Origin of the sequence: uncultured Tateyamaria sp., assembly GCF_947496075.1 — a bacterium.
Classification (GTDB): Bacteria; Pseudomonadota; Alphaproteobacteria; order Rhodobacterales; family Rhodobacteraceae; genus Tateyamaria.
Genome location: NZ_CANMBJ010000008.1, coordinates 34,122 through 53,235 on the forward strand (window position 1 = coordinate 34,122; position 19,114 = coordinate 53,235).

A 19,114-nucleotide genomic window follows, 5' to 3' on the forward strand; every position below is an offset into this window, starting at 1 on the left:
GCTCTTCTCTTACCTCTGACGGGCAGTGTGACGTAAGAATAACAGCAGGCGCGGGACGCGTCCACGAAAACGAAGGCACCCAATTTGTAAGGTTAAACGGGCATAAGGGAATCAGCAGTCCCGCCAAGTGATTCGAATAACGCCCAAAAATCAAAGGGCTGAGTCGCTGCTGAGACTCACCCAAAACGTAAGGATTGGAGGCCACCCGATACGTAAGCTTTGCCTCCCCCAGATGTAGGAGTTATCGTCCCAAGACGTAAGCAGAACCGCCCCGGAATGTAAGTCCCAGCGCCTCTTTTCCTATGAAATTCAGCGCTTTGAGCTGCGGGAACACTGAACACTATGAAATTAGAATAAAGGGGTGTTTTCTGTTTGAGGTTTTGATTGTGTTTTGTGGCAAACGGCGGCTCACCGAAGCCAACCACATACATAGTGGGTTCTGTCGCGCTTAAGATGCGCTAAACTTCCGAACAGAACGCAATGATCCCTCAATTTCTGACCATTGGGCGCCTATCATCCAATTTCCGCTTTTTTCGCCCCTATCCTCCAAAGTTTGCACTTGAGGCAAACGCCTGCACCCGTCATGATTCGGACCAACGCCCCCATAAGAGGTCCATGATGGAGCAGTCCGCCCTTCCCACCGTCTCCCTTGAGGAGTTGGACAAACTTGCCACTCGCGCCTCGACGGTGATCGATCGGCTACGCGATAGGCTCTATGCGCCCGGTGCACAAAAAACGCTCGATCTGCGTTTCAACGTCAAACGCGCCGCAGACATGGTGGGACGTAGTGACAAGCTGATCCGTGATGCCGAAGCAGATGGCCGTCTCCCAATGCCGGAAAAAGACCCTAACACAGGGCGCCGCACGGGATACTCCCTCGCAGACGTCAACCGGATGCGGCAGGTGTTCGGTACCCTGCCCCACCGCGCCGACAGCGATCCAGCGATGGTCCTTGCCATCCAGAACTTCAAGGGCGGCGTCGGCAAATCCACGATGGTCTGCCACTTCGCCCAGCACCTTGCCCTGCGCGGTTACCGCGTCTGCGTCGTTGATTGTGACAGCCAGGCCAGTACCACCTCTGTCTTTGGCCTGAACCCCGATGTGGACGTGGATGAAGAAGAGGACACGCTCTACCCCTTCTTCCGCCACGGCGGACCGCAAGACCTGTCCTATGCTCTGCGCGCCACCTACTGGCCCAACATCGCGCTGATCCCTGCAAATCTCGGTCTCTATGACGCGGAATACGAATTTGCCGCCCGCATGGCCCGCGAACAGGTGTTCGTGCTCGACCGCCTGCGCAACGGGTTGGAGACGATCAAGGACCGGTTCGATGTCATACTGCTGGACCCACCCCCTGCCCTCGGGATGCTGTCACTTTCGGTGTTGCGCGCAGCGGATGCATTGGTGATCCCTGCCCCGCCCAACAACATCGATTTTGGCTCTACCGCGCACTTTTTGAAAATGCTGGGTGCCACGCTCAACGAGCTCGCCCGCCATGGGGGTACGCGCGATTATGCCTTCGTTAAGATCCTCGCAACCAAGATGAATGACTCGAAATCAGCGCATATGGCGATCAAACGGATGATGGACGCGGTCTTCCCCCTCGACATGTTGCAATCGGTGCTCAAGGACAGCGCCGAGATCGACAATGCCGCGGCGAACCTGTCCACCGTCTACGAGCTGACCGGCCCGGCCACCCGGACCGAGACGCACAAACGCTGCCGCGCCTATCTGGACGCTGTGAACCGCGAGATCGAAGTGCTGATCCGCAAGACATGGCCAAGCCATCACGCAGGGCTGCGCAAGGAGGGACTGCTATGACCCGCAAACATGATGCTATTTTTGACGATGTTCTCAGCGATTTGGAGGCCGTGCCCGATGCGTCCGACCGCGCCGGTGCCCGTTTTCTCAAACGCACCACGGCGATCAGCGACAGGTTGGCTGGAGAGGTCGAGGAAAAGACACTGCGCTGGATCGACCCGGCCCGGTGCCGCATGTGGGAGCGGCATAACCGAGATTATGCTCTGCTGACCGAAGACAATTGCCGCGACTTGATCGACGGTATCCGTTCTCAGGGGCAGCAGGAGTTTCCTGCCATAGTGCGGCCCGTCGATGACGAGGATTATGATTTCGAAGTGATCTGCGGCGCGCGTCGGCACTTCGCTGTAAGCTGGTTGCGTGCCAACAACTACACGCAGTTCAAATACCTGGTGGAAGCGCGGCAGCTGTCGGACGAAGAGGCTTTCCGGCTGGCGGATATCGAGAACCGCGACCGCGAAGACATCTCAGACTACGAACGCGCGTTGGACTATGCGGATGCGGTTGCGCGCTACTATGGCGGCAAGCAAAAGGCGATGGCCGAGCGGCTTGAGGTCAGCCAGCCGTGGCTGTCGCGCTACCTGCAATTGGCGAAGCTGCCGCAAGCCATTGTCGACGCCTTTCCGAACATCCGAGAGATCCGTGAGCGCAATGCACGCGAATTGAAGCCGCTTCTGGCACAGCCGGATACAGCGCGCGCGGTGTTGGAAGAAGCGGGCGCCATTGGTCGCGAACAGGCGCGAGCCCGCACCGGGCGTGGATCCTTTGTGGATGCAGCCACAGTCATGCGGCGTTTGTCACGGGCAGGCAAACCTGCACAGCCCAAGGCAGAACCCGAGGGAAAGGTGTTCCGCCGGAGTGTCCATGACAAGGGCATTGCCGTCGTTCAGAAAGGCCGTAAGGTGCGGATCGAATTTGAAGCGGGTATGAGCCGTATGCAATTGCAGGGAGCGTTCGACGCCTACCTCAAGGCCGAGTTCGACAGCTAGTTCGGAGAATTGCCCATGGGCAATTCTTATCCTGCCCGCGGAAATTGCCCGCGGGCAATTTTTTTGCCTGGCGGACAAACTGACCCCTAACTGTACTCGTCACGGCTCTGCCAGAGACAACCTGACAGGCTGGCATAACAGGGCTGGTATCCACGCGCAAAACCGTCCAATTTCAGGAAAAAGAAACAACGGGAGGATCGGCCATCGTCGATCTATGGGAGGGTTTGCGACACGCCTTTTGGCTGGTCGTCACGTTTGATGCAGAGCTGGCAGAGATTGCGCTGCGCTCGCTCCGCGTCACCCTCACCGCATTGGTGATTGCTTGTCTGATCGCCCTGCCCTTGGCGGCCATGCTGGCTGTGCGGCGTTTTCGCTGGCGGCGGGCGACCATTGCCTTGCTCAACGCGCTGATGGGCCTGCCGCCGGTCGTTGTCGGGCTGATCGTTTACATCTTTCTGTCCCGGTCAGGTCCATTTGGCGCGCTCGGCCTGCTGTTCACACCTACAGCCATGATTGTGGCGCAGGTGATCATCATTGTTCCGTTGATAGCGTCCATTGCGCACCAGTCCTTGCGCGAGCTGTGGGCCGAGTACCACGATTTGCTGATCTCGATGAATGTCACGCAGGTGCAGAAAATGCGCACGCTGATCTGGGATGCCCGGCGGGCGCTGCTGACGGCAGCGCTGGCCGGGTTTGGGCGCGGGATCGGAGAGGTGGGCGCTATCATGATTGTGGGTGGCAATATCGACAATGCGACGCGCGTTCTGACCACGGCCATAGCACTTGAGACGGGCAAGGGTGAGTTCGCTCTGGCGCTCGCTCTTGGGTTCGTCCTCATCGCCCTGGCCCTGGGGGTCAACCTTGCCATCCACTGGATCGGTCAGACAGAGCGGGACAGCCGATGGTGACCGAGCTTTTTCCCGTAACGCTCACGGGGGCCGAAACCTCGCGTCGTGGCAAGCGGCTGGTGGGCCCGGTGGACCTGACCTTGGATGGGCAGGGGCTGTGTGTGGTTCTGGGTCCAAACGGGTCCGGCAAGACAACGCTTTTGCGCCTTATGCACGGAACGGCGCGTCTGACGGGGGGCACAGTGCAATGGGCCTGCGATACCGAAACGGCCCGCCATCATCAGGCGTTTGTCTTTCAGCAACCGGTCGTTCTGCGACGCACGGTCGAAGAGAACCTGACGTACCCATTGCGCCTACGAGGCGCGGATCGAAGGACTGCGCGGACGGCGGCGCGTACATGGGCCGAGCGGGTCGGATTGGGCGCGCACCTGACCCGCCGCGCCATGGTTCTGTCCGGGGGTGAACAGCAAAAACTGGCCATCGCCCGCGCTCTGATCACCGATCCGGCACTTGTGTTTCTGGACGAACCCACGGCATCGCTGGACGGACGCGCCATGCGCGAGATCGAGGCGATTCTGCTGCAAGCTAAGGCTGACGGCACGCGTCTTATTTTGTCGACACATGACATGGGTCAAGCCAGACGGATTGCGGATCGGGTAATCTTCATTCTAGGCGGCAAGGTTCACGAAACCGGCCCTGCGCAGGGGTTCTTTGACGCGCCGCAAACGCCCGAAGCACGGGCCTTTTTGAATGGAGACATCGTGGAATGAAAAAGACCCTGATACTCACGTTTTTGGCAGTTTTTGCCGCCGGGATCGCGCAGGCGGCTGATCAGATGCGTATGGCAGTGACAACGTCGTTCCACAATTCAGGGCTGGCCGATGTATTGCTGCCAGAGATTACAAAGGACCTCGATCTTGAGGTTCAGCTGCTGGTGGTCGGCACGGGGCAGGCCATCAAGCTAGGAGAGGCGGGCGATGTGGATGCGATCCTCGTGCATTCCCGCACGGCTGAAGATGCATTTGTGGACGGTGGCTATGGCACACATCGGCGTGAAATCATGTATAACGATTTTGTCTTCATTGGCCCGGCGGACGATCCGGCTGCGATTGCCGAGGCCGAAACGGCCGCTGATGCCCTGCAAAAGATCTGGTCCGCCAGTGCTGCTTTTGTAAGTCGTGGTGATGACAGCGGCACCCACAAGAAAGAACTGAGCTTGTGGGTGGATGCGGGGTTGGACGCTGACACATTCGACGCATGGTACAATGCTGTCGGTGCGGGCATGGGGGCAGCACTGAACACGGCATCGGGCCTGAACGCCTATGTGCTTTCAGACCGAGCAAGCTGGCTGAACTTCGGAAACAAGGGTGATCTGGCGCTGCTGTTTGCTGGCGATCCGGTGCTGTTCAACCAATACGCTTACCTGCCGGTCAATCCTGCGCGGCATGATCATGTCAAAACTGATCTTACGGCCAAGTTGGAAGAGTGGCTAACATCCGAGCGCGCGCAATCACTGATTGACGGGTACATGATTGACGGTGAAACGCTGTTCGTATTCAATGCAAAATAGGCTCTGACAAGGCTCTTTTGCTTCTTCTGACCGGAAATTCGGTGGGGAGCGCACGGGACGGATAACAACCCTCTCGTATCAGTCGAATTGGCAAAGCCAATTCGAAACAAGTATCAGTGACCGTGATCCGTATCCCCGTGGACCGCGAATTGATCCAGCCCGGCGTCTTGCGGTTGAATTGTCCGGAACGCTTCGCGCACACCCGCTTCCGTCAGCTCACGTGCGACCGTCAGCAGCGTGTTGGGGTCATGGTCCTCGCAGAGATCAATCATCTGCGCCAGTTCCTCGGTCGCGACGGGTTGCGCCGCCTCAACGGATGGGGCACCGTAATATGTCACGAAGTGTTGGGCAAGCAGGGCGGTCAGCGTTTCCAGCTCTGCCTGTTCCAGCTGGGTGACGGCAACAAAGGTCACACGCCCCCCGGTTTCCAGCCCGAACCACCCGTTGGCAAAAGCCTGGCGCGCCTTGCCGGTCAGGTCGCTCTCGCCCCAGTTCGAAAACTCGAACCCACCCGAGATGCACCATTCGCCCGTGCGGGCAGGGGAGGCGAAAACGTTCATATCGCTTTCGTCGAAATGGATCGCGCGGGCGAGTTTCATGACGGGTCCTCCAACACAGTTGTGAGCGGGATCAAGTGCGTTGTCTCTGTGTCCCGCAGAAGCATTCCGAACTCTTCGTCCACACCCAGAAATGTACCGGTTAGAGACTGATTTTCAGTCTCTTCCCCGATACCTTCAGCCAGTCCACGCCATTCCGAGTGCAGAGAGGCAGAGCCTTCATCTTCCCATCGGTTCAGCCAGTTCAACGTGTGTCTCGACCAGGATTCGAGCAGGGTCGGGGGCGACACCTCGGCACAGCCTTCGGCAAACAGGGCGGTTTCGTCCGGGGTCAGGCCTGTGTCCTCGGACGCCGGGATCAGGGGGAGGGTGAAGCCCACAACGAGCCAGTCCGGCACCGTCGTGGGCTCGGTTCCCGAAGCCATGGCGCGGAACTTGCCACAGCGCGCACCATTGACGCGAATGCCGCCCCACCAATCCAGATGCACCGCCACCTCGGGGGGTGCCAATGCACCAAGGGCATTTTGGAAACCCACACCGCAGAGCGGCAACATGGCAATCGCCTTGGACAATGGCACTTCGGGTGCAAAGACCAGCGCGGCCTCCATCTCGGCTGCACCCAATTTGTAAGAGATAAGGCCGGCATCACAGCCCAGCGTTGCTCGCATAACCGCATGGTCAAAGGCGCCGTCCGGTGCTTCTTCTCCCCACATCAGTGGAGGGAAGGTGACCTGCGATCCGTCGCTCATGCCGCCCCCGCTGTGACAAGGCCCGCGGCCACGTCCTGAAACGCCTTGGCTTGCGGGCTGTCAGGTTGGCTGACCGTAACGGGTGCGCCGCCATCTGCGGCCAACCTGATCTGCAGATCCAGCGGCACTTCGGCCAGCAGCGGCACGTCCAGTTTCTGGGCTTCCGCCTTGACCCCACCGTGCCCAAACACGTGTTCCTCGTGCCCGCAATTGGAACAGATATGCGTGCTCATATTCTCGATCATCCCGACGATCGGCACATGCAATTGCTGGAACATGTCCACACCTTTGCGCGCGTCCAAAAGGGCCACATCCTGCGGTGTAGAGACAATAATCGCGCCATCCACGACAAACTTTTGGGCCAATGTCATTTGCACGTCGCCGGTGCCTGGGGGCAGGTCCACCAGCAGCACGTCAAGCGCACCCCACTGCACCTGGCTCATCATCTGTTGCAATGCACCCATCAGCATGGGTCCGCGCCAGACAACCGCCTGATCCTCGTTCATCATCAGGCCGATGGACATCATTGTGACGCCATGGTTGCGCATCGGCAGGATTGTCTTGCCATCGGGGGAGGCGGGGCGACCAGACACGCCCAACATCCGGGGCTGAGAGGGGCCGTAGACATCCGCATCGAGCAGACCCACGCGCCGTCCTTGTTGTGCCAGCGCACAGGCGAGGTTGGCCGACACGGTGGACTTACCAACGCCGCCTTTCCCCGAGGCGATCGCGAGAATGCGGTCAATGCCCGGGACCTTCTGTGGCCCTTTCGGGTCGGCAGGGCGCTGCGGTTTCAAATCGGGGGGCGGGGTCTTTTCCGTATGGCCCGTCAGCACAATCGACACGCTTTCGATGCCATCGAGCGCGCCCACGGCGGCTTCGGCCTCAGCTTTCACGCCTTCATAGGTGGCGGCCTGCGCCGGGTTGATCTCCATCACGAAGCGCACGGTGCCGCCATCGACATTCAACGCTCGCATGACGCCGGATGACACGATGTCGCCCCCCGGCGCGTCGAGGCCCTTGAGGACCTCGAGAACCTGTTCTCTGCTCGTGCTCACGCGTCAGTCCTGTCCCTTGATCTCGCCTGTGACCTCGTGGGTCATGTCAAGCTCTTCGATGGTGACCACCGCTTTGACGGCATAGGTCTTACCGCTGCCACCCGCATTGCGCATCGCCTCTTCGATCGCCTGTTGCGAGGTCACGCCGACCTGCTTCAGGAACTTGCGCATGGACATGTTGAAATCGTCGCTCATGGGGCTTTCCCCTCCCTAACGTTGACGGATCGCGCCGGTGGGCCGTAGGCTGCCGTAATGCGCATCTTGGTTCTGATCTTGGCCTTGTTGCCGGGTTTGGCAATGGCCGATGACAAGCGGGTGGTGTTCTATGCCCCGCCTGCGTTGGTCGAGAGTGGGCTTATCAAGCATATTGCCCCGCGTTTTTCGCTGAAGACCCAGGTTAGGGTCGAAACTGTGGACGATCCAGCGGTCGCCGATCTTGTTTTGGGATCGGATGGCAGGGCGCTGTTTTCCGGTTTGGGCCAGACGTGGCACATGGATCTGCGCGGCGATGGCAAGGGGGCGCAACGGTTTGCGGATTGGCTGACGTCCGATGTCGGCCGCCGTACGGTACAGGGTTTTGCACCCGATGGTGAGGTGCTTTTCACCGAGCCGCAGGTGCAGGAACGCGTCGTGGCCAAGGTCGAGATGACGGGTGATGCCATCGCGGGGCAGGGGGTGTCCTGGGCCAAGTGTGGGCGTTGTCACGTGACCGAGCGGGGCAAGGATGGTTTTGGTATTGGCTCCACGCCGAGTTTCTTCGTGATGCGGGGATTTGAGGATTGGCAGTCGCGGTTCGCGGGCTTCTATGCGCTGAAACCCCACGCGGCCTTTACCCAGCTTGAAGGCGTGACCGACCCGTTCCCCATCGACCGTCCGTCGCCCATCGCGCCCATCGAGCTGACGCTTGATGATCTTGAAGCGATCCTGGCCTACGTGGCTGTGCTGGACCCTGCCGATCTGGGCAAACCCCTCGAACATCAGTGATCGCGCCGCTTTGACAGGTAGTCGTCCGTGGTGCGCACGCGGGGGCGTTCGCCGCCTTGAAACGGGTTGTCGGTCGAATGGAACTGGGTCGTGACCCGGCAATTGTCGCACATCTGGATCATGCGCAGCTTGTCGCCCGAGAACATGGCGTGATCCTTGAGCTTGTCGGTGATCCGGTCGATGGCCGACTTTGAGCCAAAGAGCGCGCCGCATTCGATGCAGGGGAAGGGCTCTTCCTCGTTCAACACCTCTTGGCGCAAGGCTGCGTCGGTGAGGTCCAGTCGCGGTTCATAGGTGATCGCGTCCTCGGGACAGATATTGGCGCAGAGGCCACATTGCAGACAGGCGTCTTCCTGGAACCTGAGCTGTGGTTTGTCCGAGTTGTCGCCAAGCGCGCCGGAGGGGCAGAGCGACACGCAGGACAGGCAGAGGGTGCAGGAATCCGTATCGACCAGTACCGCCCCGTAAGGCGCGCCATCCTGCAGTGCGATGCTGTCGGTGTCGGGGTGCAAAGCCTTGGCTGCTTGCCGTGTGATCTGCCGCCGTGTGCCCATGGGCCGCACGGGCGTGGCGACGGGGGCAGGAGCCTCGGCCCCATGAAGTGCGTCGCTCATCGCATCGGGGTCGGGGGTGTCGAGCAGCGCGGCCTTTCCTTCGCCGGCGATGGCATTGGTCAGGGCAATTTGTGTCTCCAATGCGGGGATATCCGCCTTGGGGCCTGGCAAGAGCGTGACGCTGGCAAAACCGGCAGCTAGGGCCGCAACAGCTTCGGCATGGCCAAACGCACCAATAGCCGCCATCTCAAGCGGAACCACGTCGGCTGGCAATCCACGGCCATGGCGGGCAGAGAGGCGGACCATTTCGGCGCCGTGGTCATCGTGGACCAGCAGGCGCGGGGCGGTGCCGCCAGCGTCGAGGAACGCCTTGGCCATGGTCTGCACGCGCCGCATGGTCCGATCGACGGCTGGCGCGTCGTAGGTGATCGCCCCGGACGGGCAGGCGGCGGAACACGCCCCGCAGCCCGCGCAGATCATCGGGTCGATGGCGACATGTTCGCCCGCAGACGTAATCGCTCCGGTCGGGCAGAGGTCGAGACAGTTGGTGCACCCCGTCTGCTCGGCGCGGGAATGGGCGCAGAGCAGCGGGGTTGTCTTGACGTAGAGCGTCTTTTCGAACGTGCCGGTGAGATGCGAGGCGGCCATGATGGCTGCGGCCACGCCGGGGGCGTGGGTCGGTTCGGCCCGCAAGTACCCATCACGTTTTTCATGGGCCGGAAACAGGGGGGTGTCGGCGCGCAAATCCAGGATGACATCGCATTGCGACACGGCGCCGTCGCGCGGATCGGTCAGGGTGAAGGCTCCGCGCCCGCCCGGTTCGATCTGCTGCAGGGCGTCGATCACCACTTCGAACTGGGCAAAGGCCCCTGAGGCGCGGCGCAGCTTGCCCACCACCACGTCATAGGCGCGGGTGTCGGGAATATCGGCCGAGTCGGACAGCAGAACGGTGACGCCCAGATGGTCCTTGAGTTGCTCAGCGGCATCCAGCGCGACGGCGGATGGCCCAAGGATCAGGCACAGCCCCTCGCTGACCACATCCAGCGTTTTTTCCGGCTCGGCGGGCAGCATGGCGTCGGCGATGAGTGCGGACATTTTGGGCAGTTTCGGGGCGGTATCGTCGCTCCATCCGGCACGGTCACGTAGATCCAGAACGGGCGGGGCAGGGCGGTCCAACCCCTCTGCCAGCTCCTCGAAAACACGGGCTTCCTGGGTACAACAAAAAACTACATCCGGGTCCGAAAGGGCGGCTTCGGCCTGGGCCAACTGGGTGGTGCAGAGGGCCGAACACGGTGGGCGCACGTCCAAACCCGTGGCATCGGACAGCCCCTTGGTATCGATGGTCTGGGTGCCCAAACAATCGCATGTTATCAAAGATTTGACCACGTATTCCTCCCTTGCGGCAGGGCTGATTTTCGGCCCCTGTCCACATGCGTCCCGGCGCCAGCCTAGACTTGATTCGTGGTGCTTCACAAACCGTTTTCAAGCAATCGCACCATGCGGAAGGGCATGGAAAACGGCGAAGTGATTCGCGTTTCGGTACACCATCGTATTCCCGAGCGAAACGCTCGAATTAGACATTTAGTCCCTTTGACGCGGCATCCCTTGGACAGGCTGGCCAAACTGCCTTTGCGTCAATGCGATACGGGAAATCCTGCATAAGACACTTCTCGGATGAATTTTTTGGCAGTTTGATGATGGCAAGGGAGGACATAGGGTGATCCGAAACCCCGACCAGTACCGAACCATGCCTTTGGGCGTCGTTTTGCGACGGCTGCCGGGTGTGACACGCTGGGCCTCTTACAGCTGGAAAGCCGTAGCCGTTTTGCCGGGCGCCGGATCCGCCGATTGGCAGGAGTTGCGCCGAGAAGGGGAAGCGGTTGAGTACCATGCCGCCACGCTGCTGTTGGAGTTGCACGGTGCAGAGACCGAGGCGTATCTGCATGGACTGTCGGCAGCGGAGCCTGCCATTTATGTGGTGATGCGGGAGTGTCCGGGGGATCAGCCGCTTGAAGTCGTGCTTGTCACCGCGTCGCCTTATGAGGCGCAGGATTACACCGACAGCGGCGAAGAGATTGTCGAGAAGGTACCAATGCCCGCGGGTCTGATGGCGTGGGTGCAGGGCTTTGTCACCGACTTCCACCAGGACGAAGCGTTCGTCAAACGCAAGCGTGACAAGACGCGCACGGACCTGACGCAGGACGGTATTGGCGATCCGCGCATTGCAACCGCGGCGGACATCTATGCCTCGCCCGCGCGGCAGCGGAGGCGGGTGCATTGAGTTCGGGTCGTGATTTCTGGTCCCGGCGGCGTGCCGAGGTTGAGGCCGAAGAGCAGGCGCTTGAAGCGCATGTTGTTGAGGCCGAAGTTGCCAAGCTGGAAGAACGGCCGGACGAGGAGATCTTGGCAGAGCTGAACCTGCCAGGGCCAGAGGCGTTAGAGAGCGCGGATGCGGTGCGTGACTTCCTCAAGGCCGAGTTGCCTCAGCGCCTCAAGACCCGCGCCTTGCGCAGATTGTGGCGGTTGAACCCGCTGCTCGCCAATCTGGATGGGTTGGTGGACTACGGTGAGGATTACACCGACGCCGCAACGGTCATCGAGAACATGCAGACCGTCTATCAGGTGGGCAAGGGCATGGTGACCGCGTTCATTGAGGACGAGGAAGACGGGGCGGAGACCGTGGACGAGGTACCTGCCGAAGAAGAGGTCGAAGAGATTGAGGCCGAGGAAGAGGAGGTGCCGCTGATCGCGTCGGCTCATCCTGTTCCGCTGCCAGATCCGGAACCCGAACCAACCGCAATGCCGCAGCGCCGGATGCGCTTCGCCTTTGATACAGCATAATGGAAGACAAGACCGTGACAGCCGCTGAAGACATTCAAATCGCCGACATGGACCGCGCCCGTGCGGACCTTTACAACTTCCTCGGCGCATTGCTGGCCGGACCGCCAGACGAGATGCTGCTCGCGCAGACGGCTGGGCTGACTGGCGACGATACTGATCTGGGTCAGGCCATCGGCACCTTGTCCAAGCTGGCGCGGGTTACCAAGCCCAAGGCGGCTGAATCCGAATTCAACAAGCTGTTCATCGGCTTGGGCCGGGGCGAGTTGCTGCCCTTTGCCAGCTACTATCTGACCGGCTTTCTCAATGAAAAGCCGCTGGCGCTGTTGCGTCAGGACATGGCCACCAAAGGTATGCAGCGGTCTGAGACCGTGTTCGAACCCGAAGACAGCATTGCCAGCCTGATGGAGATGATGGCCGCCATGATCGTGGGTCGTTTTGGCACACCTGCGGACATCAATGCGCAAAAGCAGTTCTTCAACAAACATATTGGCCCATGGGCCGGACATTTCTTTACCGACCTGGAAGAGGCGAAGACATCGGTCTTCTACACACCTGTGGGCACAGTGGGTCGGATTTTCATGTCTGTGGAGGCGGAAGCCTTCCGGATGAGCGGCGCCGAGTGATCGGCGTCAGAAGGGGGCGGGCAACTGCCCCACAACATCGAGAGGAGACTTGTCGATGAGCAAGAAAGAAGACGGTGCATCGCGCCGCGACTTTCTAAAGCTGGCCTCGACCACAGCGCCGATTGCGGCGGTGGCGGTTGCGACCGGTGCGCAGGCAGAGGCGGCGGAGCCGGATCTGACCTCTGAGAAGATGCAGGATACCGCGCACACGCGCGCGTATTTTGACAGCGCCCGCTTCTGAGCGGCGTGACTTTGCGCGCGCGGTACAGCGCGCGACGGGAGGGAAGGCCGCGCCCGGGAATAAGCCCGGACGAGGCAGGAGATCAGCGACTGGTTGCGTGACGCCCGACTGCTGAGACCCAAAGGAAGCCAAGCGAGTGACCCGCGCAGGCGGGAAGCAAGCAAGGGAGATGCAACATGCTTAGGAAAAAGACCAACGGGGTTGCGCGACGCCCCCAGCGGACAAGTATCCTGACTGAAGCGGCGAATGCTTCGGTAGACCGGCGTGCGTTCTTACGCGGGTCGGGACTGGTGATCGGGGGCTTGTCGGCAATTGCTGCGACAGGCGGGACTGTCACCCAGGCCAGCGCTGCCACGGCGGCAGCGGGCAAAGTGGATTTGAAGAAATCGGTGTGCACGCACTGTTCGGTCGGATGTACGGTCGTGGCGGAAGTGCAGGACGGTGTCTGGACGGGGCAGGAGCCCGGCTGGGACAGCCCGTTCAACCTGGGTGCTCACTGCGCCAAGGGCGCATCGGTCCGCGAGCACGCCCACGGCGAGCGCCGCCTCAAGTACCCGATGAAGAAAGAAAACGGGGAATGGAAGCGAATCAGCTGGGAGCAGGCGATCGACGAGATCGGCGGCGGCATGATGAACATCCGGGAAGAAAGCGGCCCGGACAGTGTGTACTGGCTGGGGTCAGCCAAGCACAACAACGAACAGGCGTACCTGTTCCGCAAGTTCGCGGCCTACTGGGGCACGAACAACGTGGATCACCAGGCGCGTATCTGTCACTCGACCACCGTTGCGGGTGTTGCGAACACATGGGGCTACGGCGCCATGACCAACAGCTACAACGACATCCATAACTCCAAGGCGATCTTTATCATCGGCGGCAACCCGGCTGAGGCACACCCCGTGTCCCTGCTGCACCTGCTGCGCGCCAAGGAGCAGAACAACGCCCCTGTCATCGTGTGTGACCCGCGCTTTACCCGCACCGCAGCCCATGCGGACGAGTATGTGCGCTTCCGTCCAGGCACTGACGTGGCGCTGGTCTGGGGGATCCTCTGGCACATCTTCGACAACGGTTGGGAGGATCAGGAATTCATCCGCACCCGCGTCTGGGGCATGGACCAGATCAAGGAAGAAGTGGCCAAGTGGACGCCCGAGGAAGTTGAGCGTGTCACCGGTGCCCCCGGTTCGCAGCTCAAGCGCGTTGCGCGGACCATGGCCAACAATCGCCCCGGCACAGTGATCTGGTGTATGGGTGGCACGCAGCACACCAACGGCAACAACAACACCCGTGCTTACTGTGTGCTTCAGCTGGCCCTTGGCAACATGGGCACCAGCGGTGGCGGCACCAACATCTTCCGCGGCCACGACAACGTGCAGGGTGCCACGGACCTTGGTGTTCTGTCCCACACGCTGCCCGGCTACTACGGCCTGTCGGCAGGTGCATGGGGCCACTGGGCCCGCGTTTGGGGTGAAGACCCTGAATGGCTGGCTGACCAGTTTGCGACGACCACCGGTGTGGATGGCAAGGAAAAGGCGCTGCAGAACCTCAGCGGTATTCCTGTCTCGCGCTGGATCGATGGTGTTCTTGAAGACCCGGACAACATGGACAACCCGAACAAGGTGCGTGCCATGGTTCTTTGGGGCCACGCCCCGAACTCGCAGACCCGCATGGTCGAGATGAAGAAGGCGATGGAACAGCTGGATATGCTGGTTGTCATCGACCCCTTCCCGACCGTGTCTGCCGTGCTGCATGATCGGACCGACGGGGTGTACCTGTTGCCGGCCACGACGCAGTTCGAAACCCGTGGCTCTGTCACGGCATCGAACCGGTCGCTGCAGTGGCGGGAAAAGATCATAGACCCGCTGTTCGAGTCCAAGCCCGATCACGAGATCATCGCGCTGTTCGCACAGAAGTTCGGTTTCCACGACCGCATCTTCCGCAACATCAAGTTGGAAGAGGACGGCCTGACGCCTGAGCCAGAAGACACGCTGCGCGAGATCAATCGCGGCATGTGGACCATTGGCTATACTGGTCAGTCACCTGAGCGGCTCAAGAAGCACATGGCAAACCAGCACACGTTCGATCGGACGACGCTGCAGGCCATTGGTGGTCCGGCAGATGGCGACTATTATGGTCTGCCATGGCCCAGCTGGGGCACGGCTGAGATGAACCACCCGGGTACGCCGAACCTGTATGATATGTCCAAGCCTGTGGCTGAAGGTGGTCTGACCTTCCGCGCGCGCTTTGGCGTCGAACGGGACGGTGACAACCTGCTGGCCGAAGGGGTCTATAGCGTCGGGTCGGAGATTCAGGATGGTTATCCTGAGTTCACGATGCAGATGCTTATGGACCTTGGCTGGGACGGTGATCTGACGGACGATGAACGCGCTGCGATTGATGCGGTCGCGGGTCCCGAAACCAACTGGAAGACCGATCTTTCGGGCGGCATCCAGCGGGTGGCGATCAAGCATGGCTGTGCGCCCTTCGGGAACGCCAAGGCCCGCGCGGTCGTCTGGACCTTCCCCGATCCGATCCCGGTGCACCGCGAGCCGCTGTATACCAACCGCAGGGATCTTGTTGCGGATTATCCGACATACGAGGACCGTCACGCCTACCGGCTGCCGACCTTGTATGCCTCGATCCAGAAACAGGACTTTTCGAAGGACTACCCGATCATCCTCACATCCGGCCGACTGGTCGAATACGAGGGCGGCGGGGACGAGACCCGTTCGAACCCGTGGCTGGCCGAGTTGCAGCAGGACATGTTTGTCGAGATCAACCCGCGCGACGCCAACAATCTGGGCGTGCGGGACGGCAGTCAGGTCTGGGTCGAAGGACCCGAAGGCGGCAAGGTCAAGGTTATGGCGATGGTCACCAACCGGGTGGGCGAAGGCGTGGCCTTCATGCCCTTCCACTTTGGCGGTCATTTCCAGGGTGAGGATCAACGCTCGAAATATCCCGAGGGCGCCGATCCATACGTGTTGGGCGAAAGCACCAACACCGCCCAGACCTATGGCTATGATTCAGTAACCCAGATGCAGGAGACCAAAGCGACTCTCTGCAAAATCTGGACAGCGTAAGGAGGAAACGACATGGCATTAGGAGGACAGGCGAGAGCCAAGTTCCTATGCGACGCCGAGCGCTGCATTGAATGCAACGCCTGCGTCACGGCTTGTAAGAACGAGCATGAAGTGCCCTGGGGCATCAACCGCCGCCGCGTGGTGACCATCAACGATGGTGATCCCGGTGAACGGTCGATTTCCGTGGCCTGCATGCACTGTTCCGATGCACCTTGTATGGCGGTCTGCCCTGTGGACTGCTTTTACCAGAACGAGGAAGGTGTGGTTCTGCACTCCAAGGACCTCTGCATCGGGTGTGGCTATTGCTTCTACGCGTGCCCCTTCGGCGCGCCGCAATTCCCGCAGGCTGGCAACTTTGGCTCACGCGGAAAGATGGACAAATGTACATTCTGCGCCGGTGGGCCCGAGGAAACCCACTCGACCGCGGAGTTCGCCAAGTACGGCCGCAACCGGATCGCAGAGGGCAAGCTGCCCATCTGCGCCGAGATGTGTTCTACCAAGGCGCTCTTGGCCGGGGATGGCGACGTGGTGTCGGCCATCTACCGCGAACGCGTCGTGGCGCGCGGTTTCGGCTCAGGTGCTTGGGGTTGGGGTTCAGCCTACGGTCGTCAGGACGGCTGATCCACATCGACAAGACGGAAGGCGCGATACGCAATCGCGCCTTCTGATTCCGGGTGCGGATTTCTAAAATCTGCCCTGAAACTTACAAAGTTTCCGTTCCGTTTTCTTTCGAGGAAGACGGTTCCTTGCACCAATCGAGGACGATGATGCGAACCCTTCTGATTGCGATTACAGCATTGTTTTTGGCTCTGCCCGCCATGGCACAGGACACGGCCCCAACGCCGGACCGGTCCGCCACGGGTGGGGCGCAGACGCTTGAAGACATCATGGCCCGTCAGCGCGGAGAAGAGGTTGCACCCAAGACCGGGGATGCTGCCGGAAACGCGCGCGACCTGACGGGCCAGCTTGGCACATTGGGTGGCGCGTCTGATCCTGACCTGTGGCGTGCGCTACGCTATGGATCGGCAGACATTACGGTGTCTGCAGGGGGGGAGGTTGCAACCGTCCTTGTGCAGGATGGTGGCATGGCGTGGCTGGAGTTCCGCAAGGGACCGCTGGCCAAATACGGTGGCTATCTGCTTTTGGGCACCATCGCGCTGTTGATCGTGTTCTTTGTCCTGCGGGGTCGCATCAGGCTGGACTATGAAAAGACTGGGCACACCGTCACCCGCTTTAAGACCTTCGAGCGTGCGGCTCACTGGCTTTTGGCCGGATCGTTCATCCTGCTGGGCATCACCGGTTTGCTGACCCTGTTTGGTCGGATGTTCATCGCGCCGTATATCTCGAAAGAGTTCAATGCGACCCTGCTGATGGCGTCCAAATACATTCACAACAATGTCGCGTGGGCCTTTATCGTGGCGCTGGTGGCGGTATTCGTCATGTGGGTCTGGCACAACATTCCGAACCGCACCGACATCACGTGGTTTGCACAAGCGGGCGGTATCGTGGGGTCCAAGCACCCGCCGGCCAAGAAGTTCAACGGCGGTCAAAAAATCATCTTCTGGTCTGTGATCCTGTTGGGCGGCTCAATCTCGCTGTCGGGGGTTTCGCTGCTATTCCCCTTTGACTTCCCGATGTTCATGAAGACCTTTGACCTGATGCGCAGTGTCGGGATCGAGAGCTTGCCCATCTATGGTCCGTTGCCCACGGCAATGGCCCCGCATGAAGAGATGCAATACGCCCAAGCCTGGCACGCCATCGTTGCTTTTGTTCTGATGGCGATCATCATTGCCCACATCTATATCGGCTCGGTGGGTATGGAGGGCGCTTATGACGCGATGGGATCGGGCGAAGTGGACGAAGCGTGGGCCCGGCAGCACCATTCGCTGTGGCTGGAGGAGCTGGAGGCAAAAGGCAAGGCGGCCCCCAAAGATGCGACGCCTGCTGAGTAGCCTGTTCCTGTGCATCGCGCTGCCCGCCGGGGCGCAAGAGTTCACCACATATAAAGGGCATGGTGGGCCGGTCATGGGGCTTGTCGTGACCGAAGATGGCACGCTTGCTTCAGCCAGTTTCGACAACTCCGTCGGGGTTTGGAACGGCCAAGCGCCGGAATGGTTGGAAGGGCATGATGCCGCCGTGACGGCGATTGCCGAAGATACGACCGGTGCACTGGTGACGGGCGGCGATGATTTCGCCGTATGGCACTGGGGCGACAGCCCGCGCAAGATCGGGCAGCACAAGGGCAAGGTGACATCGCTTGCGGCGTCCCCCGATGGGTTGGTGATCGCTGCCGGGTCGTGGGATGGTGATATCGTGCTGTGGCCTCTGGGGGCAGGAGAGGCGGAGACGCTGCCCTATCCCGGTGCCGGGGTGAATGCGGTGGCGTATTCGGCCGATGGTGCGTTCCTGTATGCCGCGACGTCCAAGGGCGATGTGTTGCGCTATGACATGGCGACCCGAGACACGCCGCGCCCTTTGGTACGCCATGGATTTGGCGTGAACCGCCTTGTTGTGGGTGACAGCTGGCTCGCCTATGGCGCGGTCGATGGCGGTACGCGCGTCATTGATGCCGAAACGGGCGAAGCGCGGCATGACTTCACCCTCGACCGCCGTCCGATCCTGTCGATGGAACTTCACGCATCGACCGGACAACTGGCCATCGGCGATGGTGAGGGCCACATTATGGTGGTCGACACCAACGACTGGCAGATCACGCGCGATTTTCGCGCGATGCGGCAGGGGCCGGTTTGGGCACTGGCTTTTTCGGAGGATGGCACCGTGATCCATGCCGGTGGGATCGACGACGTGATCTATGCTTGGCCCGTGGCGCTGCTGGATACCTATGATCCGGCGGGCGGGGACACGCGCAGCTTCCTGCGCAATGCCGACACGATGAGCAATGGCGAACGGCAGTTCATGCGCAAATGTTCGATCTGCCATAGTCTTGAGAACGGGCCGTCGCGCAAGGCGGGACCAACCCTGCATGGGGTGTTCGGGCGCAGGGCAGGGGTCGTGCCCGGCTATCGGTACTCGCCAACGCTCGACGGGTCTGCGATTGTCTGGGACGACACGACCATCGATGCCCTCTTTGACGAGGGTCCCGATCATTATATCCCCGGCTCCAAGATGCCGATGCAGGTGATCGCCGGGGCGCAGGATCGGGCGGACCTGATCGCCTTTCTGCGGACGGCCACACAAAAGGAGTGAA

Annotated in this window: 19 protein-coding genes; 14 read left to right on the forward strand and 5 right to left on the reverse strand. The window is 60.7% G+C overall.

Features of this window, described 5'->3' with window-relative positions; translation table 11 throughout:
* Window positions 1–615: 615 nt before the first annotated feature.
* The 5 genes from Q1A51_RS23410 (at window position 616) to Q1A51_RS23430 (ending at window position 5,225) form a co-directional block, all read left to right on the forward strand.
* A complete protein-coding gene (locus tag Q1A51_RS23410) occupies window positions 616–1,821 on the forward strand; it encodes an AAA family ATPase (RefSeq protein WP_299606421.1) in 1,206 nt (401 codons plus the stop codon).
* Entirely contained in the window at window positions 1,818–2,807 is a 990-nt protein-coding gene (locus Q1A51_RS23415) for a ParB/RepB/Spo0J family partition protein (protein WP_299606419.1), read from the forward strand. The genes Q1A51_RS23410 and Q1A51_RS23415 overlap by 4 nt, the downstream gene beginning before the upstream one ends.
* Window positions 2,808–3,010: 203 nt before the next feature.
* A complete protein-coding gene (locus Q1A51_RS23420; RefSeq protein WP_299210119.1) occupies window positions 3,011–3,715 on the forward strand; it encodes an ABC transporter permease in 705 nt (234 codons plus the stop codon).
* Entirely contained in the window at window positions 3,709–4,425 is a 717-nt protein-coding gene (locus tag Q1A51_RS23425) for an ATP-binding cassette domain-containing protein (RefSeq protein WP_299606417.1), read from the forward strand. Before Q1A51_RS23420 ends, Q1A51_RS23425 begins: the two co-directional genes overlap by 7 nt.
* Window positions 4,422–5,225, forward strand: coding sequence for a substrate-binding domain-containing protein (locus tag Q1A51_RS23430; RefSeq protein WP_299606415.1), 804 nt, complete (start codon window positions 4,422–4,424; stop codon window positions 5,223–5,225). The genes Q1A51_RS23425 and Q1A51_RS23430 overlap by 4 nt, the downstream gene beginning before the upstream one ends.
* Window positions 5,226–5,338: 113 nt before the next feature.
* Here Q1A51_RS23430 and Q1A51_RS23435 read toward each other — a convergent pair whose 3' ends face one another.
* Genes Q1A51_RS23435 through Q1A51_RS23450 form a run of 4 tightly spaced genes read right to left on the reverse strand, consistent with a single transcriptional unit; the run spans window position 5,339 to window position 7,784 of the window.
* The gene (locus tag Q1A51_RS23435) at window positions 5,339–5,824 is read right to left on the reverse strand and encodes a DUF6505 family protein (RefSeq protein ID WP_299606414.1); all 486 of its coding nucleotides are present in this window, start codon (window positions 5,822–5,824) and stop codon (window positions 5,339–5,341) included.
* Window positions 5,821–6,531: a biotin/lipoate--protein ligase family protein gene (locus tag Q1A51_RS23440; protein ID WP_299606411.1), complete on the reverse strand. Its 711-nt coding sequence runs from the start codon at window positions 6,529–6,531 to the stop codon at window positions 5,821–5,823. The genes Q1A51_RS23435 and Q1A51_RS23440 overlap by 4 nt, the downstream gene beginning before the upstream one ends.
* Window positions 6,528–7,589 (reverse strand): Mrp/NBP35 family ATP-binding protein, encoded by a 1,062-nt coding sequence (locus tag Q1A51_RS23445; RefSeq protein WP_299671579.1) that lies wholly within the window; start codon window positions 7,587–7,589, stop codon window positions 6,528–6,530. Before Q1A51_RS23445 ends, Q1A51_RS23440 begins: the two co-directional genes overlap by 4 nt.
* A 3-nt stretch (window positions 7,590–7,592) precedes the next feature.
* Window positions 7,593–7,784: a DUF6494 family protein gene (locus Q1A51_RS23450; protein WP_299606600.1), complete on the reverse strand. Its 192-nt coding sequence runs from the start codon at window positions 7,782–7,784 to the stop codon at window positions 7,593–7,595.
* Between the two features lie 57 nt (window positions 7,785–7,841).
* Between Q1A51_RS23450 and Q1A51_RS23455 the strand changes: the two genes are divergently transcribed.
* Window positions 7,842–8,573 carry a hypothetical protein gene (locus tag Q1A51_RS23455; RefSeq protein WP_299606598.1) on the forward strand — a complete coding sequence of 244 codons (732 nt, stop codon included), beginning with the start codon at window positions 7,842–7,844 and terminating at the stop codon, window positions 8,571–8,573.
* Here the strand turns inward: Q1A51_RS23455 and Q1A51_RS23460 are convergent.
* Window positions 8,567–10,513 (reverse strand): 4Fe-4S binding protein, encoded by a 1,947-nt coding sequence (locus tag Q1A51_RS23460; RefSeq protein ID WP_299606595.1) that lies wholly within the window; start codon window positions 10,511–10,513, stop codon window positions 8,567–8,569. The two genes, Q1A51_RS23455 and Q1A51_RS23460, sit on opposite strands and share 7 nt — an antisense overlap.
* Window positions 10,514–10,874: 361 nt before the next feature.
* Here Q1A51_RS23460 and Q1A51_RS23465 point away from each other — a divergent pair, with 361 nt between their 5' ends.
* The 8 genes from Q1A51_RS23465 (at window position 10,875) to Q1A51_RS23500 (ending at window position 19,113) form a co-directional block, all read left to right on the forward strand.
* Window positions 10,875–11,408 carry a DUF3305 domain-containing protein gene (locus tag Q1A51_RS23465; RefSeq protein WP_299210125.1) on the forward strand — a complete coding sequence of 178 codons (534 nt, stop codon included), beginning with the start codon at window positions 10,875–10,877 and terminating at the stop codon, window positions 11,406–11,408.
* Window positions 11,405–11,968: a DUF3306 domain-containing protein gene (locus tag Q1A51_RS23470; RefSeq protein WP_299606592.1), complete on the forward strand. Its 564-nt coding sequence runs from the start codon at window positions 11,405–11,407 to the stop codon at window positions 11,966–11,968. The genes Q1A51_RS23465 and Q1A51_RS23470 overlap by 4 nt, the downstream gene beginning before the upstream one ends.
* Window positions 11,968–12,591: a molecular chaperone gene (locus tag Q1A51_RS23475; protein ID WP_299210110.1), complete on the forward strand. Its 624-nt coding sequence runs from the start codon at window positions 11,968–11,970 to the stop codon at window positions 12,589–12,591. The genes Q1A51_RS23470 and Q1A51_RS23475 overlap by 1 nt, the downstream gene beginning before the upstream one ends.
* A 55-nt stretch (window positions 12,592–12,646) precedes the next feature.
* The gene (locus tag Q1A51_RS23480; RefSeq protein ID WP_299210108.1) at window positions 12,647–12,832 is read left to right on the forward strand and encodes a twin-arginine translocation pathway signal protein; all 186 of its coding nucleotides are present in this window, start codon (window positions 12,647–12,649) and stop codon (window positions 12,830–12,832) included.
* A gap of 176 nt (window positions 12,833–13,008) precedes the next feature.
* Window positions 13,009–15,906: a formate dehydrogenase subunit alpha gene (locus tag Q1A51_RS23485; protein WP_299606589.1), complete on the forward strand. Its 2,898-nt coding sequence runs from the start codon at window positions 13,009–13,011 to the stop codon at window positions 15,904–15,906.
* A 12-nt stretch (window positions 15,907–15,918) separates the two neighbouring features.
* Window positions 15,919–16,527 (forward strand): formate dehydrogenase FDH3 subunit beta, encoded by a 609-nt coding sequence (fdh3B, locus tag Q1A51_RS23490; RefSeq protein ID WP_039689579.1) that lies wholly within the window; start codon window positions 15,919–15,921, stop codon window positions 16,525–16,527.
* Window positions 16,528–16,670: 143 nt separating this feature from the next.
* Window positions 16,671–17,858, forward strand: coding sequence for a formate dehydrogenase subunit gamma (locus Q1A51_RS23495; protein ID WP_299606586.1), 1,188 nt, complete (start codon window positions 16,671–16,673; stop codon window positions 17,856–17,858).
* Window positions 17,839–19,113: a c-type cytochrome gene (locus Q1A51_RS23500; protein ID WP_299606584.1), complete on the forward strand. Its 1,275-nt coding sequence runs from the start codon at window positions 17,839–17,841 to the stop codon at window positions 19,111–19,113. Before Q1A51_RS23495 ends, Q1A51_RS23500 begins: the two co-directional genes overlap by 20 nt.
* Window position 19,114: the final 1 nt, after the last annotated feature.